We start from the raw sequence: 17,031 nt of genomic DNA on the forward strand, positions 1-17,031 counted from the left end.
TATTGGAGCATATTAATGAATGATGCATTAAAAACATATTTAACCGGTATAGGTTGGTTTTTACTTAGTTTAGTAAGTAGTAGTGCCAATGATGTAATATCTAAATATCTTGGGACTCGTTTACATAGCTTTGAAGTAGCTTTTTTCCGCTTCTTTTTCAGTAGCATAGTTTTACTACCTTTTGTTGTTTATTATGGTAAAAATACTTTAAAAACAAGTCGTCCTTTTGTACATATATTAAGAGGGTTATTATTATTTTTCGGTATGACTTCTTGGACTTACGGTCTTACCATAGCTCCCGTTACTACTGCAACAGTCGTAAGTTTTTCTATTCCTTTATTTACTTTAATACTTGCCGTATTTTTTCTGAACGAAAATATTATTTGGCCAAGATGGGTAGTTACCGTAGTAGGATTTATAGGACTTGTTGTTACTCTTAAACCGCATGCCGAGGATTTTAACCCAGAAATTTTGTATTTTGTATTAGCCGCTATTTCATTTGCTATGCTTGATATTATTAATAAAAAATTCGTAATAAAAGAATCGATGATTAGCATGCTATTTTATTCGGCAATAGTAACTGCTATAGTGTCGTTACCTGTAGCATCGCAGTATTGGCTAACTCCTAGTAGTTTTGAATTAGCTTTATTGTTTGTACTCGGTAGTAGCGGAAGCTTAATATTATTCTTCCTGCTTAAAGCTTTTTCTATGGTAGATGCAACCGCTACCGCTCCTTATAGATATTTAGAGCTGGTGATTTCGGTAATAGCGGCATATTTCATATTTAACGAATTTCCTGATAAAAGCACACTTCATGGAGCAGTAATAATAATTCCTACCACCTTGTTTATAATATATTCCGAAAAAAAAGCTATGAATAGAAAACATGAATCGCAGTAAACTAGTATTTTCAAGCGGTATCGCTAACACTTTTGAATGGTATGATTATGTATTATTCGGTTATTTTGCACCCATAATAGGAACAAAATTTTTTCCAAATGATGATGCTAATACTTCTTTACTGCAAGTTTTTTTAGTATTTGCTATAGGTTATTTGGCAAGACCGTTGGGCGGCATATTTTTTGGTGTTATCGGTGATAGATTTGGACGCAAAGTAGCCTTAACTAGTGCGTTATTTTGCATGTCTGCCCCAACCGTATTAATAGGAATATTACCAACTTACCATACTATCGGTATAACTGCGACTATATTAATGATTTGTGTACGAATTCTACAAGGATTATCAATGGGGGGAGTTTTGACCGGCTCTATTTCCTTTGTTATTGAGCATACTAGCCATAAACACCAAGGCTTCACCGGTAGTATTTCAATGTCTAGTATATGCTCCGGTTTATTGCTTGGTTCTTTTGTTTCTTATATCGTTAAGAATATCCTAACAGCTTCACAATTTGATAGTTTTGGCTGGAGAATACCTTTTTTACTTGGTTTTTTTATTCTTTTTGCAGCATTTTATATTAAAAAAAATACACACGAAACACCGAATTTTAAAAATCTAAAAGAGCAGAAAAAGATTTTACAATCACCGTTAAAAAAAGTCATTACCAATTATTGGTTTGATATATTAATCTCGATTTTTATCAATGCTCCCGGTTCGATAATATTCTATCTCACTACAATTTACTTGGTATCGTTTTTAAAAATCAGCCGCAACTTTACTGAAAATGAGGTAAATAGCCTTGCTAGCGTGTGTTACGTGATTATGATAGCCGTAACTTTATTAAGTGGTTATCTATCCGATATTATAGGTCGCAGGAAAATTTTTGTAATTAATCTGATAATAATTATTGTAACAACGCCATTTTTACTTAATAATTTTGAGAATGGGGCCTTCACAAGTGTAATTATCTCACAATTGATACTTGCTATACTTGCTGCTAGCTATATCGGTCCTGAACCAGCATTACAAGCAGAATTGTATCCTACAAATATACGTAATACTGCTCTCTCTATTTCATATAACACTGCTACAAGTATTTTTGGTGGTACTACGCCTCTTGTCTTTGAATATTTAGTACACAAAACAGGGCATGTAACCTCAGCAGTTTATTATGTCATATTAAGCTGTATTTTTGCATTGATTGCCTTATTTTTTTACAAAAATAGAAGTTTAGATAAAATATGAAAAAAATTACAAAACCTACAAACCTAGTTGAATTTAATAACAAAATTGTAGTCTTTAAACCTAAGAGTTATTACTATGGCGATGCTTGTGAACATAAAATAACTGAAAAGGGATTAGTCTTTGCCAGTATTTCTGAGGATACATCAATCATTCCAGAACTTTTAAAGAAGTAACTAGTGACGAAGCAATTTCAAGGATAGATCTAGACTTATTCGGTACATGTCATAGAGTTACTACGAGTGTAACGGCTGACCTTCTACAATAAGAAGAAAATGGTTGTTTGGCAATGAGGCTTGTTACTGCAGAAGAGATACCCAAATTACACAAGTTAGTACAAGATAATAAAATGATATTAGCATGCCAAACCAAAGAAAAAACACTAAAGATTTTAAGTGATTATTTACAGAAAGAATTTGGGATGCATGCTAATGAAACTACAATAGCATCTTATGATGGGTACATATAAGTGGAGCGAATGAAGAGATTGAATAAGAGCTTTTTTGTAAAGAGTAAACGAATTTCCAAAATTTTTCTTGATTTAATGACAAATATGTGGCAAAAAGGGTTTGAAATAATCTTGCTACTATAGCTCAGGGGTAGAGCACTTCATTGGTAATGAAGAGGTCGGGGGTTCGATTCCCCCTAGTAGCACCACCACACATCCTAAGCTTTGTGAGTTTTTAACCTTTCTTGAAAAACTCATATGATGATTTTAGTCTAGTTTCTGTCAGATACTATTATAGTATTATGTTTATTTTAAAAGCTAAGTTGCAAATAATATAAAACTAATGTATGATTTACATTTAAAATACGGTAACGATTATTTTATTATATGATAGACATTCTTCTTTTTGTACATATTACTATTGCAATATTGCTAATTATAGTTATTCTGATGCAGCGTAGCGGATCGGATGGAATTAGTAGTATAAGCGGCGGTAATAATATGGGAGTAGTCAGTGCTAAAACAGTCGGTAATTTTCTTACTAAAAGCACTATAATACTTACAACATTATTTTTAATAAATGCAATAGTACTTGCTAACCTTTCCTCAAAAAAGAAATCTGATTTAGTTTCTAAGATTAATGAAATTGAAGAAAATCAAGCAGAAAATAGTTTACCTATAGCTAAATAGTTACAGCTTTATCTTAGTAATATCTCTCATACTTGTCATTGTCTACCTTTGTTGGTATTGTTGTGTGGATCGGTAAAATCCACTGTGTCACCCCGTGGCTTGACCACGGGGTGACAGATAAAAGTACTGGATTCCTGCTTTTGCGGGAATGACATAACAGGCGTCATGTAACAACACCTATGGATCAATGGCATGACATCAGAGAATTTAGTATAGTTTTCAGAACTCCCAATATATATTATTAGAGTACAGCAATATTTTTGCACCTAAAATAATTTTAGAAATGTCTATAGAATTTAATATAAAAGAAAAAATTTATATCATCTTATGTACGTTTTTTACAGTCCTTATTATAGTAGGAAACTTAATATAGCAAAAATTTGTTTACCTTAATATTTTTAATTTTTATATTCTTGAATTATCTATAGGAGCAATTTTTTACCCGTTAACTTTTTTATTAACGGATTTAATAGCTGAGTTTTACGGTAAAGAAAGAGCCAATTTTTGTGTAAAGCTTGCTATTATTTTTAATATAATAGTAGTTTTAATAATAAGTCTCATGGATAAATTGGAAGCTACTAATATCTTTTTTAGTATCAACTTTTGCCTGTTATATAGCTCAACTTGTTGATATTAATATCTATTTATGGATCAGAAATAATTTTAGTACGGCAATTTCTTTATTTATCGATACTTTTATTGTAATTGGTATTATGAGCTTATTTAGTATTTTTCCTTTTGATCAATTAGGTCATATTGTACTTAATAGCTATTCATTTTATTTTTTACTATATTTAGTACTCCAGTATTCTATGCAGGAGTTTTGTTAATAAGTTTATTCATTAAGAAAGGATAAGCTCTTAGGAAAAGCTTATCCTTATTTAAATTTTCTATTGGTGATTTACAAATTGACTTTTAGTTTAATAAGCCCTTGATGGCTTTGATACTTTCTATGCGTATAATAATTATACTCAAGTAGAACATTGATATTTTTTCTACTCATAAGTATATTACTACCAATATTATATCCAAGCTTAGGTTGTTTTAGTGTAATAATTGTTTCTTGTAATGTTTGTCCTTTAAAAGTCGCTTTTGCATTAACTTTTGTATTTTTATTATTGAAGTGATGCTCAATATTACCATACAAACTTGGTGTTAATACTATATTGTTTGTGGTCACTATAGGCTTAAACACTATTTTACCGCCAAGGCTACTTTCAAATAATTGATTTGATTTCTTTTGAATCATGAGATTTTCTATATCTACATTATACTCTTTATAGTTGCTAGCTCTTGAATAATCATATTGAAAACCGATATTAGGAATAAAATGTAAATCGTATTTTGTACGATATTTATAATTTAATAAAGTTTGAAAACTTAAACTATTGTTTTGATATTTTCCAATTATATTATTAATATTTTTAGATCTATTCTTAATATAATTATGACCGTAAGATGTTATAGTCTGCAATGAGAAACCTTTAATTAGTTCTTTTAGACTGTAAATGCTTAAAAGATGACCGTTAACTGTTGTTTTCCCTAGTTTTTTATTATATTTAATTTGGGATTCCAAACGGCTATAAGCTATTCCTATAACATCATGACTATTGATGAATTCAGCATCAGTCCCGATGGTTATGCCGGTTGTACGATTTTGATATTTTGGAATATTCTTCCAAATTCTTTGTTTGTTGATGCCGTATAAGCCGCTAATCCATACCCCTCTGTTTATACTAGTTTCTTCATCACCGGCTCCTATTGCAGCAACCGTTAATCTATCATTTATATTATAGTGAACAGGTTTGTGAAGAGTTGAAGTCGCCTGAACTAATATTGCTACTTTCCCACTAGTATCATCAGATACCTGTTGTCTCTGTGTCACCTCATCTTGTTCTGTAATTGCTTCAGTTTTGAATGACACATCGATAGCTTCATCTTCGCTTTCTAAAACTACATCTTTTTTTAATTCTTCGTCAGTGGTGCTATTGCTTTCTTCTAATTCTTCTTCATCAGTTGCATACCCTGTATCGTCTTCATCACTAGATCTTAATGCTAGAAGTGATTTTTTGTCATCTGATGATTTATCATTTTTGCTATCGTTAGAACTCAATAATCTCGGTGATAAAGCGGTTTTTGAATCAGATTGCTCTGACTTTTTATTGCTATCTTCAGGTTGTGTATCATCCTTTGTTGAGGATTCGTCATTTGTAGCTTCGTTTTCTTGTTTGAATAATTGTAATTTTTCCTGATCTAAACGCTCTACTTTCTTTTCATTGTTACTATTTTCTGATTGAATATCACTACCATATTTTTGTTCTAGTTCAGTAGCCTCTGCTAGTACTTGTTGAGTAAATAGACACAATTCTGTATCTTTTGTTAACTCTAAAAGTTGAGATTTATAAATATTATGTACTTCTTGCCCTATTTCAGTTCTAGGACCTATAAAATCAAGGCTAGCAGTATTAAATGCCTCTTTTACCTCTTCCTCTGGATATTTTGTCAATTGCTGTATATAAATATTATGTATTTTTTGTTCTAGTTCAGTTCTAGAATCTATAAAATCAGAGTCAGCGGAAGTAAACGCCTTCGTTAATTTTTTGTTAAGTATAATATTATCTTCAACATATTTAATAAATTCTTTATCTTTTGTTAATTCCAAAAGTTTAGAAGTATAAATATTATGTATTTTTTGTTCTAGTTCAGTTCTATGACCTATAAAGCTAGAGTACATAGTGTTGACTGCTTTTTGGATTTGTTCAAAATACTTATTATTTTGATGAGCTTTAGATAAATTTTTTGAATGCTCAAATGCTACTGATTCCACTATAGCTTTTTTCAATAAATCGGCATCGGAGTATTTTGCTTTATATCCTGCTGATTTTTGTCCTGATAAAGTAAATTCTTTATATCTTAAAGCTATATCGGAGCTAAAGTGATAAGTTTTTGGAGTGGTTTTAAAAGTAGATGTATTTGCTTTAGTAATCCCTAAACTTTTTAGATAAGCTAATTCCAAATCTTGTGAATCAGGCAGTGGCGGTGGTGGCGGTGGTGGTGGTGGCATGTTTCCGGTATGGATGTATTGTGTAGCTTTTTCTTGCGAGCACTCTTTAAGAGCTTTTAATATTATAGACATCTTTAATTTATTAGAAAGAATTCTTATTTGTTCATTGCTCATGCCTGTAAATGAAGGCAAAGCTAATCTTAATTGATCTAAATTATTATTACCTGTTACTGTGAGAGTAGTAGCTTTTAAAAACTCTTTTAATAATTCGGGGTCTTTTTCCTTTACTATAGCAATAAAATCATGTTGAGGTAAATTTGCTGTAATTAATTCTTCAATTTTTATTGTGCTTAAAATAGCTGTTCTTAAATCATCAAGTTTAGCCTGTGCTTGATCAGAATTAATTGTTTTTCTTAAGTTTGTATCTTCTTTTGTTAAAAAAGTAGCTTGTTGTACTATAGTTAATATATTAGGGTTGTTAATTAACTCGTCGATTCTATTGCCAAATATATCTTGATCGAAATTTTTTGTATTAATATAGGCAAATTCTAATTGTTTAAACGGATTTTGTTTGCCCTGTAACTCTCTAATCAATTCTGATTTATTGAATTCAAGTTTAATAGGTCTCTTTAATTCTTCAGATATTTTACATGACGATAATAAAATACGTTTTATTGCATCATCAGTGTCTTCATTGAAAAGATTTTTAATTATCTCTTCGCTTGTTATTGTTTTCTTACCATTTACGGTTATATCTTTTATATACTGGTCTTGAGCAAGGGTGTTAAAAGCTTCTTTAGCTTTTTCTGCGATTTCAGGGGTTGAAATGCTAAATAAATTTAAAAGAGTTTTCTCGTCAGCTCCTTGGTTGGCGTATGATTCTGTTAATATTTGACGTATAACATTTGTAAGATCAGCTTGTCTTTTTATAAGCTGATCTTGTAAATCATTAGCTTTTGTACCTCCTGTCTCAGTTCTATATTCTGCATATAGTTTGGCATAAGCTGTCTCTGGCGTGCTTCTGCCTGTGCTGGTTGCACTAGAAGCTGTAGGTTGAAGTGGTGCTTTTGATTGAACAGTAGTATTGTGAGTAAACTGAACATATAATGAATGTATGTGAGGATATTCTGTTTGTAACTGATTTAAATCAAAATGTTTAGAGTTGCTACTAAAGCCTTGAGAATGTAAGGGTGGTGGTGGCATGCTTCCGTTTAGCGGTAGAGGTGGTGGATTTGGAATACCCCCATTTAGCGGTAGCGGTGGTGGATTCGGAATGCCGCTTTGTGTTTGTTCTAAATTATTTGCATTATTACTTACTGCTAACCCTAAAATTTTATTGGTTTCATTGCTGAGTATTTTACTATCAGATAATATTACTTTAATTACTGAATTTAATGTGTGGTTATTTACTTCTTTTGCTAGTTTAATCATATAGTCTTTAGTTAAACTATCTCTTATTAGCCCTTTATTTTTTAGTTCTATATTTATTTCTTTTACTATTTCTGGTGTTAAAATATAGACGCTGTTTACAACATAGGGTTGCATTCTGTTTTTTAACTCTAATTGCAGAGTTAAAAAGTTTTCTACTGAACTCTTATCTTTACTTGCTGCTAGTTTGATAAGATCTAATCGTGCCTTTTCTTCAAATTGACTATTAGATATATTTCGTGTTGCATAGTCTTGAATTCTTTCAGCAAATTTAGTTTTTTCTTCAGAAGAACTATTTTCTAGTAATTCTTGTAAAATAGGTCTATTTTTAACGTCAATATTGGTATTGAAATCTAATTTTCCCTTATCATTGCTAAATAATACCCTTTGAATAGTATCATCATTAAAATCACTTAAGATAGTCGTTACTGCTTCTTGTTTATAACTACTATCTACTTGAAGAGTTAATGCTGCTATAGGATCTGTTTTAATAAGATTTTTAAATTCTTCAATATTTTCTTCTTGTTGTATTATTCTATTTATATTGTGTTGAGACTGCGTTAAATTACCCTTACTTGCTTTAGTATTAAAGTAAGTTTTAAAAGTACTTATAGGATCAAAAAAATATCGTTGTTTCTTTTCTCTACCCGTGACAATCCGTGCAGATGTTCCTGTATTATTTATACTTTGATTTGACATATACCAATGGTCGTTTTTGCTTCCGCTCTTTTTTTGAGAGCGTCCGGTAGATGGTTTAGTAGTATCATTGTTGTTTAGAAACTGGTTTGCTTCTATTCCGGCTCTTATTTGGTTTATATAAGAAGTTGCTTTTACTGGCCCTATCTTAAATTCATTCATTAATTCGTCAGCGTTAGGGATAATATTATTATCTATATAGTACGATTTTTTATCAAGCATCATCTGAGTTGCTATTGATGCGATATAGTTTGTTGCCTCACCTTTATCAGCACCAAATTTCTGCTCTAGCTCTTTTTCTGTAGGAATATGGCTATCGGCTATATATTGTGGCTTTTCTTTGTCCATAACTTTAAGTCTTATTGACTTAATATAGCCGTCTCTATTATCATCACGAGATATACCAAACTTCTTTTTTAACTCTTTTTCTGTAGGAATATGGCTATCGGCTATATATTGTCCCTTTGCGTTTTCCATAATTTCAGTTCTTATTGAAGCAACAAAAGATTGTGCATCATCTTTATTCATGTTAAGAGCAGTCCTTACTTCTTGTATTTCAGGGATAATATCATTATCAACATAATGTTTGTATTTAATACCTCTGTTTATTGAGCTGACATATAGTTCGATTACTGCTTTTTTGTCTTTTTCTGCACGACGTACCTTTTGATCGTGTTCTACATTATTGTCTATTTTGCTAGGGTCATAACTTATTCCAAGATTTGTTGCTGCTTCTATATCTGTAGGAACTACACCTTGATTAATATATGCTTGTTTTTTTGTATCAAAATCCTGTTGTTTTACTCTTTCGATGTATAATAAAATTTCAGCTCTTGCTTGTCTTGCTTTATGTCTAGTATTATCTAAAAAACTTGATAAATCTGTTTCCTTATACTTTATTCCTAGATCATTTTGTGCTTGAGTAAAACTAGGAACTAAAGCTGCTTCTTGCCATTTTTTGATTTTTTCATTTGGAGTCAAATCTTTCCAAATATTTTGTTGCTGTGTTGAATTGTGCTTTTCCCATGCCGGGGTTTTACTAACTAAATCTTTAAAGCTTGCCGCTCTAGCACTTGTACTTAAAAAGCTACTAGTCAACAAACATGTTGACATGAAAAAAGTTAAAACATATTTTTTTGAGTGGGAATTTTGTAAATTCATTCAAACCTCGATTAGTTATTATTTTTTAAATACAAACGAGGCAAATTATATAATTTTTGTTAACTTATGTGAACTATTAATTACTAATTTTTGTTAACCAATAAATTTTTTAGCCAAAATGTGTTTAATATATCACAAGCTAATGTATACTCCGAATTTTAAACTTGTTTCAAAAGGACTATGTAATACTACTTTTGAAAGAAATGTACTTCAGTTTTTGGTAAATATAAAATATGCAAATTCAATTTCACTTATATAACACTCTTAGTCGTACTAAAGAGGTTTTTAATCCTCAAGATCAAGCTAACGTAAAAATGTATGTATGTGGACCGACTGTTTATTATAATCCTCATATAGGCAATAGTAGGTCGGGAGTAGTATATGATTTACTTTATCGTATAGTTATAAAAATATTCGGTGAGAAGGCAGTAAAATATGTACGTAACATTACGGATGTTGACGATAAAATTATCGATAGAGCTGCACTACTTGGTGTTACTATTGATGAGTTGACTGATAAAGTTACGAAAGAGTTTCATAAAAATATGGCATATTTAGGTTGTATGCTACCTAGTATTGAGCCGAAAGCTACAAAGCATATTGATGTAATGATCGCAATAATAGAACGCTTAATAGCAAAAGATCACGCATATATTGCTGATAATCATGTTTATTTTGATGTTTTATCAGCGCCAAATTATACGGAATTATCTAACCGAAATTTAGAAGAAATGTTTGAGGGAGTGCATGTAGAAAATAGTAAAACCAAAAAAAATCCACAAGATTTTGTATTATGGAAACCGGCAAAGCAAAATGAATCGGCAAATATGAATTTTGAAAGCCCCTGGGGACTTGGTCGCCCTGGATGGCATATTGAATGTTCAGCCATGAGCTACAAATATTTAGGTGAGAATTTTGATATTCACGGCGGCGGAGCAGATTTAATCTTTCCGCATCATACCAATGAGATTGCTCAAAGTAGATGTGCTTTTCCAAGTTCTACCTATGCTAAATATTGGGTACATAATGGGTTTCTAACGGTTAACGGTGAGAAAATGAGTAAATCTCTTGGTAATTTTATTACTGTAAGGGATTTAATGGATAAACAAATTCAAGGAGAAGTAGTAAGGTTATTTTTATTAAGTAGTCACTATAGGCGTCCTCTTGATTATAATGATAAAGCTATAGAAGATGCTAAGAAAACTTTAGATTATTGGTATAGAGCTATAGAAAATATTAATGTGCAGAAAATAGATTTACCTCATGATTTCATGCAAAGCTTACTTGATGATATGAATACGCCGCTTGCCGTTAAAATCATTAATGACTACGCTAAAGGTGTTTTTATTTCTAAAACTGAAGAAGAAAGGCAGCTTAACGCCTCTGCTATTATTACTTGTGCTAATTTTATTGGTTTAATGAATAAGACTCCACACGAGTGGTTTAATAGCGGTGTGGATGAACTCTATGTAAATGAGCTTGTAAATAAGCGTTTGGAAGCAAAAAAACAAAAAAATTGGTTATTAGCCGATCAAATTCGTAACCAGTTATTAGAGGAAAAAATAATTCTAGAAGATCGACCTGATGGTACTACTATTTGGCGAAAAGAATAAAAGCTTGTAAATTACGCAATATGCGTATATAATTTATGGGCTTGTAAGTCGTCATTGCGAGGAAATTATGTAATAATTGACGAAGCAATCTCACAGGATATTTGATGAGATTGCCACGCAGTCTACGGCTGCTCGCAATGACGATTATCCAAAACTTAAGCAAAAAATTCACACGTAAGATATATGTTAGTTCATTAGAATGGACATCTTACGGAGGTATAAACTAACAATTAGGAGAATTTAAAAATGTCGAAAATACCATCTGTTAACATTAAAGCATTATTAGATGCGGGCGTGCATTTCGGTCACAAGACCTCACGCTGGAATCCTAAAATGGCATCTTATATATATGGTGAACGTGATGATGTTCATATAATCGATTTAAGACAAAGTGTCGCTTTAATGAGCGTTGCTTTGAATGCAATATATGAAACTGTAAAAAAAGACGGTAAAATATTATTTGTAAGTACTAAAATACAGGCAAGCGATATTATAGCGGAATATGCCGAAAAATGCGGGCAGTATTACGTAAATCATAGATGGCTTGGTGGTATGCTAACTAACTGGAAAACTATTGCGGGTTCAATAGAAAAGCTAAATAAGTTAGACAAAACCTTAGAAAACGAAGAAGCACTTATGGGTTATACTAAGAAAGAGATACTCAATATGAGTCGTAAGAAAGATAAATTACTTCTATCTCTTGCCGGTATTAGAAATCTTAATTCTAAACCTGATCTTCTAGTAGTTATTGACACTAATAAAGAGCATATCGCAATTAATGAAGCGGTAAAGCTTAATGTTCCTATAGTTGCAGTAGTTGATACTAATTCTAATCCTGATAATGTAGATTATCCTATTCCGGGTAATGATGATTCTATAAGAGCAATAAGACTTTATTGTAGTTTATTTGCAGATGCGGCATTACAAGGACTTGAAGAATCAATGAAAGCTTCAGGAGTTGATATGGGTGCTATGCAAGAGCATACAGATAAGGGGTTAACTTCTAAAAATGTTTCTAAATTAAAACAAACTAAAAAATTCTCTAAAACGAAAAATATTGATGAAGAGACAAATACAGAATTTGAGCAAGCATTAAATGATGCCGATGAAAATAAAAATTCTGATAATGCATAAGTGTTGTTGCATGGATCGGATTTCCCATTGTCATCCCGCGACTTGATCGCGGGATCCAGCTTGAAATACTAATATTAATAATATTAGTATTTTAAATTGTTTTTATGGACCCCAGGAGCAATCCACGGGGTGACACCGGGGTCGTTCTTCGAGCTACAACCCAAGCCAAATATAATAATTAAGGAGAAAGTAAGGTATGAGTGAAATAAATATAAGTGCTGCAGCAGTTAAAGAATTAAGAGAAAAAACCGGTGCAGGTATGATGGATTGCAAAAAAGCATTAATAGAAACCAGCGGTAATTTTGAAGAAGCTATTGATTTTCTTCGTAAGAAAGGTTTAGCTGCTGCTGCAAAGAAAGCCGGACGCATTGCTTCTGAAGGTTTAACGGCTGCAAAAGTTGATGGGCTTACCGGAGTGGTAATTGAAGTAAATTCCGAAACAGATTTTGTTGCTAGAAATGAGCAGTTTCAGGATCTAGTTAAGGATATTGCAAATCTTGCAGTAATTGCAAAAACTATAGACACGCTAAAAACATTTAAAATGCAAAGTGGTAAATCAGTTGAAGAAGAAATTATAGAAAATATCGCTACAATCGGTGAAAATTTAACATTACGTCGTATGGATATATTAGAGATATCTGAAGGAGCAATCGGTTCGTACGTGCATAATGAAGTTGTACCGAATTTAGGAAAAATTTCCGTATTAGTAGGTCTTGCGTCTAACGCAAAAGATAAAGCAAAACTAGAAGCTTTAGCTAAACAAATTGCTGTTCATGTAGCAGGAAATAACCCGCAAAGTATAGATGATTCAAGCTTGGATCAAGCACTCGTAGAGCGTGAGAGAAAAGTATTTTTTGAAAAATCTAAAGAAGAAGGAAAGCCTGATAATATTATAGCAAAAATGGTAGAAGGTAGAATACGTAAATTCTTCTCAGAAGTTGTATTACTTCAGCAAAATTTCTTATTTGAACCTAAACTTACCGTTGCGGAAGTAATTAAAAATGCTGAAAAAGAACTCGGTGCAGAAATTAAAATTGCCAAATTTATTAGATACGAACTTGGTGAAGGTATAGAACACGAAGAAAAAAACTTTGCCGATGAAGTAGCTGCCATTACGCAAGGTTAATGGGCTTGTTTCATAGCTTCAATGTCATTCCCGCGTGGATACCAAATCGTCATTGTGAGCATGCGTTGTTGTGCAGACACAATTCTGTCCTCTCATCCCGTGACTTGATCGTGGGATCCAGTAAAAATATAAAAACACCTAATACTAGTTATTTTTATGAATACCGTGGTCAAACCACGGTATGACACCGAATACGTTTTTCTATCCACGCAATAATACCTTCCCGTGGTCAATTGAACTAGGTGACAGTAAAAAACTCGTGAATACTCACTCACACCTTTTCAAAGCAAACAAAGGCGAATTTAGGATAAGTGCTTATTCTAAACTTGTATTTATAATATCTCTCTAACTACAAAACTATCTATTAATAAATAATTTTCGGTTTGTTACTTTATAATAAAAGATTTATATTGACTTAATCATAGAAAATCTTACATTAATTGTTATTATTAGTTTAAATGAAGAGCATTTTATGTCAAGGACACAAGAGGAATATGCTGCACAAATTTATGTTGCCGAAGAGCATCGTAGGAGACAAGCTAATTATAGTGACAATGATGCCGAATTGCTTGAAGTTATTATAGTATGTGCCGGTTATGCATGTTATAAAGCAGTAGAAGGGGCAGTAAAAGTTACCGTCACAGGAAGTAAAATTATAGAAAACGCCTATAAGATAGGAAGTGGACAAATAGCAGTACTCGGTACTGATGCTGAAAGTAAAATAACTTATATAACAAAGTTATTTTACTTAAGTATCCTTCGTCTCGAGGTAATACGAGTACTCCCACTCAGTCGATGACAACTAATCGTGTAGATCCTTTAGAGCAAACTTCCCCTAATACTCCTACCTCTAAAAGAGAAAAGGCTAAAATATACGGAAAAAAACTGGTAGATAGTGCAAAGATTGGAGCTAAAACCCTTTCAAATGCTTATAAAGTGACAATCGGTACAATAGAAGTCGTCGGTCCGGGAAGTGATTTTTAACAGCACCGGTAAGGAAAAATTTATATTTTCTGAACCTACTAAGCTTAAAGTTGTTCAAAAAGAATTTAAAACCGAAAACGGTTATAAGTGCGGTATTGTGTTGGAAGAGACAATTGAAGCTTCCTTAACATTAAGATTAAATAACAAGCGTATAGTAAGATTAAAGAATTTAGAAGCATGATTGTCCCTGATACTACAGAAGATACAGGAGAAACTTTTGAGATTTCGCTAATTTTAAAATATTCTGATGGGGCAAATATGCCTAAAGCAGATCCTGCTTTTTTAAAGATACATTACGGTAGAGACGGAAAATTAAATAAGTTATCGTTGCCAAACCCACCTATAATTTTGCATAACCAATGGTATCCGGCCTTAACCGTTTATAAAGGTGAATGATTGTTCTTTGCCTATAAGTAGTGGGTATTATAGGTATTTGAATAAGAAAATACTAGAAAATAACGGAAGTATAGAAATCAGTCACGTAGATCCTGAATTTACTATAGAGCTTTTAGGAGAATAAGAGTTTTTAGTTAAATTCTATCAAAGAAACTTCGTAATTACGTTTAAATATTCATCTAGGACTTTTTGGTTGTCCTTAATAAATTTTAAAGCATTTTCGCGGTAAGTTGTAAGTTCTAGAGCATTATTAGACCTGAGTAGATATGTTAGTTTAGTTAGTAAATCTTCACCGTTTTTGATTTGGATAGCTGCTTCATTTTGCAGTACGCCTTTAGCGATATCAGTGTTTTTGCTCATATCGGGACCGAATATAATACAATTAGAGAAATATGCTGCTTCTAAAATATTATGCCCGCCTTGTTTAAAAGAACCGCCGATAAAAGAAATTGTAGCTACAGAAAAAAATAGTCCCATTTCGCCGAACCTATCAACTATATAAAGATCATCGCTTAAAACAGGTAAATCATTTTGTGACTTAGCGGTAGCGGATAAATTATGTGACTTACAATTATCGATAATTGATTTAACTCGCTCAGGATGTCTTGGAATTAAGATAATATAGCAGTCTAAAAACTGCTCTTTTAGGTTTTTGATTATGGGCAAAATCACCTCTTCATCTTCGGGATGAGTGCTGGCAAATAGCACGACTCGCTTATTGTCTAAATGTAAGCTTAATTTTGATAACTCTTCTTGATTAACCGGAAGTTTTTCGTTGGCAAATTTAATATTGCCTAAATTCACTGCATCTGATACGCCAAGTTCATTGAATTTTTGTAAGTCACGTTCGCTTTGCACGATAATTTTACTGCAATTTTTGAGAATAAGCTGAAAAAAGCTTTTTCTTTGTAGCCAAGCTTTAAACGATTTATCGGAAATACGAGCATTAACTAGTAGTAATTTACACTGCTTTGCTCCCTCATTAATAGTACACGGCCATAATTCCGATTCTATAAAAATGCCTAAATCAGGTTGCCAATTTCTTAAAAATTTTCGAGTAAAAATAATATTATCTATCGGTAAAAATTGGTGAACTGCTATTTTAGGTAATTTGGCAGTTAATATTTTAGCGGAGCTGTTAGTCCAAGAAGTTACTAGAAAACGAACGTCAGGGTAGCGTTTACTTATATTATGTATTAATGTTAAAGCTACCATAGACTCGCCAATGCTTGCTGCATTAATCCATATCAGCCTTCGTGCATCACTTGCTTCTAAAGGTAATTTATACGTTGATCCTAACCCTTCATCCTCACGTATTAGTGTATACGTTGTGGTTCGCAGTGAAGTGTCTCCTTTAAATTCCTCTTTATTAGCGGACGTTTGCATGAAGTCTAATGAATCGTCTTGTCTGTGTTTGCCAATAGCAAAACGCTCTTGGATGCGTCTTATATCTTCTTTACCTATTAATAAACGTATAAGAATTATGATAAAATAAACAGGTAATAATATAAAGCTTAAAGCATAATATAATAACATCATTTCTTTAAACTTTCTGTTAAGCTTGCTAATTGTTGTTCAAGGCTTATATGGTTTTGTATTTTATCATTTGTGAGTTCTAAAGGCGAGCCAACTATGATTTTAATGGTACCAAACGGTAGGGGTATTATTAATTTATCCCAACTTTTTAATCTGAAACATCTAGAAGTGGAGCTGACTATAGTAATAAGTTTTGTGTTATATCTATAGGCAATTTCGGTAATACCGCTATTTACTTTATATACCGGTCCTTTAGGACCGTCCGGCGTGACTATTATATTTGCACCTTGAGATAACTTACCTATAATATTACGTAAAGCTCCAATTGGATTTTTATTAGTAGAACCTACTATCACTCTGCAACCGAATTTTCCTACTAGATCGTTTAAAATTTTTCCGTCTAAATGCGGTGATATTAAAGCATAGATATTTTTATGTCCTATAAACATAGACGGACTTAAGGCAAGCATATTATGCCAAAATGCAAAGATTACCCCTTGTTCGTTTAGGAATTTTTCCTTATTGCCGTTATCGTAAAATATAAATTTCTGCTTTGAAGTAAAGTAAACAAAACGCAAATACCAATATAGTAAAATAGTAATTATACTAAGTACGTATTTATTATTTTTTAAAAATTTTTTAAAAACTTTCCGCATTATTTTTTTGTTGATTTAG

The 17,031-nt window shown here is 32.1% G+C and carries 14 protein-coding genes, 1 tRNA gene and 2 pseudogenes; 14 read left to right on the forward strand and 3 right to left on the reverse strand.

Features of this window, described 5'->3' with window-relative positions:
* Nucleotides 1–15: 15 nt before the first annotated feature.
* The 7 genes and pseudogenes from RC_RS00550 (at nt 16) to RC_RS07065 (ending at nt 4,134) form a co-directional block, all read left to right on the forward strand.
* Complete coding sequence (locus RC_RS00550) at nt 16–900, forward strand: DMT family transporter (protein ID WP_004996775.1); 885 nt, start codon at nt 16–18, stop codon at nt 898–900.
* On the forward strand, nt 887–2,143 hold the full coding sequence (locus RC_RS00555; RefSeq protein WP_010976789.1) for an MFS transporter: 1,257 nt from the start codon (nt 887–889) through the stop codon (nt 2,141–2,143). Before RC_RS00550 ends, RC_RS00555 begins: the two co-directional genes overlap by 14 nt.
* On the forward strand, nt 2,140–2,316 hold the full coding sequence (locus tag RC_RS09540) for a hypothetical protein (RefSeq protein WP_164490342.1): 177 nt from the start codon (nt 2,140–2,142) through the stop codon (nt 2,314–2,316). The genes RC_RS00555 and RC_RS09540 overlap by 4 nt, the downstream gene beginning before the upstream one ends.
* 107 nt (nt 2,317–2,423) lie before the next feature.
* A pseudogene (locus RC_RS00560) lies at nt 2,424–2,635 on the forward strand (hypothetical protein).
* 87 nt (nt 2,636–2,722) lie between these two features.
* Nucleotides 2,723–2,797 (forward strand) — tRNA-Thr (locus RC_RS00565).
* Nucleotides 2,798–2,975: 178 nt separating this feature from the next.
* Nucleotides 2,976–3,278 carry a preprotein translocase subunit SecG gene (secG, locus tag RC_RS00570; protein WP_004996773.1) on the forward strand — a complete coding sequence of 101 codons (303 nt, stop codon included), beginning with the start codon at nt 2,976–2,978 and terminating at the stop codon, nt 3,276–3,278.
* A 283-nt stretch (nt 3,279–3,561) separates the two neighbouring features.
* Nucleotides 3,562–4,134 (forward strand): annotated as a pseudogene (locus RC_RS07065) (VUT family protein).
* A 45-nt stretch (nt 4,135–4,179) separates the two neighbouring features.
* Here the strand turns inward: RC_RS07065 and RC_RS00575 are convergent.
* A complete protein-coding gene (locus tag RC_RS00575) occupies nt 4,180–9,567 on the reverse strand; it encodes an autotransporter outer membrane beta-barrel domain-containing protein (protein WP_010976791.1) in 5,388 nt (1,795 codons plus the stop codon).
* Between the two features lie 233 nt (nt 9,568–9,800).
* On the opposite strand from RC_RS00575, the gene cysS reads away from it, so the two are divergent.
* The 7 genes from cysS to RC_RS00605 all read left to right on the forward strand — a co-directional run bounded on the left by cysS (nt 9,801) and on the right by RC_RS00605 (nt 14,820).
* Nucleotides 9,801–11,180 carry a cysteine--tRNA ligase gene (cysS, locus tag RC_RS00580; protein WP_010976792.1) on the forward strand — a complete coding sequence of 460 codons (1,380 nt, stop codon included), beginning with the start codon at nt 9,801–9,803 and terminating at the stop codon, nt 11,178–11,180.
* A 246-nt stretch (nt 11,181–11,426) separates the two neighbouring features.
* Entirely contained in the window at nt 11,427–12,314 is an 888-nt protein-coding gene (gene rpsB, locus RC_RS00585; protein ID WP_010976793.1) for a 30S ribosomal protein S2, read from the forward strand.
* A gap of 196 nt (nt 12,315–12,510) precedes the next feature.
* Nucleotides 12,511–13,440, forward strand: a complete 930-nt coding sequence (gene tsf, locus RC_RS00590) for a translation elongation factor Ts (protein WP_004996761.1) — start codon at nt 12,511–12,513, stop codon at nt 13,438–13,440.
* A 472-nt stretch (nt 13,441–13,912) separates the two neighbouring features.
* Nucleotides 13,913–14,239: a hypothetical protein gene (locus RC_RS10030; RefSeq protein ID WP_010976794.1), complete on the forward strand. Its 327-nt coding sequence runs from the start codon at nt 13,913–13,915 to the stop codon at nt 14,237–14,239.
* The gene (locus RC_RS10035) at nt 14,236–14,424 is read left to right on the forward strand and encodes a hypothetical protein (protein WP_010976795.1); all 189 of its coding nucleotides are present in this window, start codon (nt 14,236–14,238) and stop codon (nt 14,422–14,424) included. Before RC_RS10030 ends, RC_RS10035 begins: the two co-directional genes overlap by 4 nt.
* On the forward strand, nt 14,414–14,605 hold the full coding sequence (locus RC_RS00600) for a hypothetical protein (protein WP_010976796.1): 192 nt from the start codon (nt 14,414–14,416) through the stop codon (nt 14,603–14,605). The genes RC_RS10035 and RC_RS00600 overlap by 11 nt, the downstream gene beginning before the upstream one ends.
* A complete protein-coding gene (locus tag RC_RS00605; RefSeq protein ID WP_010976797.1) occupies nt 14,602–14,820 on the forward strand; it encodes a Sca4 family protein in 219 nt (72 codons plus the stop codon). The genes RC_RS00600 and RC_RS00605 overlap by 4 nt, the downstream gene beginning before the upstream one ends.
* A 144-nt stretch (nt 14,821–14,964) precedes the next feature.
* Here RC_RS00605 and waaA read toward each other — a convergent pair whose 3' ends face one another.
* Nucleotides 14,965–16,359 carry a lipid IV(A) 3-deoxy-D-manno-octulosonic acid transferase gene (waaA, locus tag RC_RS00610; RefSeq protein WP_010976798.1) on the reverse strand — a complete coding sequence of 465 codons (1,395 nt, stop codon included), beginning with the start codon at nt 16,357–16,359 and terminating at the stop codon, nt 14,965–14,967.
* On the reverse strand, nt 16,356–17,012 hold the full coding sequence (locus RC_RS00615; protein WP_010976799.1) for a lysophospholipid acyltransferase family protein: 657 nt from the start codon (nt 17,010–17,012) through the stop codon (nt 16,356–16,358). The genes waaA and RC_RS00615 overlap by 4 nt, the downstream gene beginning before the upstream one ends.
* Nucleotides 17,013–17,031 lie beyond the last annotated feature (19 nt).

Source organism: Rickettsia conorii str. Malish 7, assembly GCF_000007025.1.
Lineage (GTDB): Bacteria > Pseudomonadota > Alphaproteobacteria > Rickettsiales > Rickettsiaceae > Rickettsia > Rickettsia rickettsii.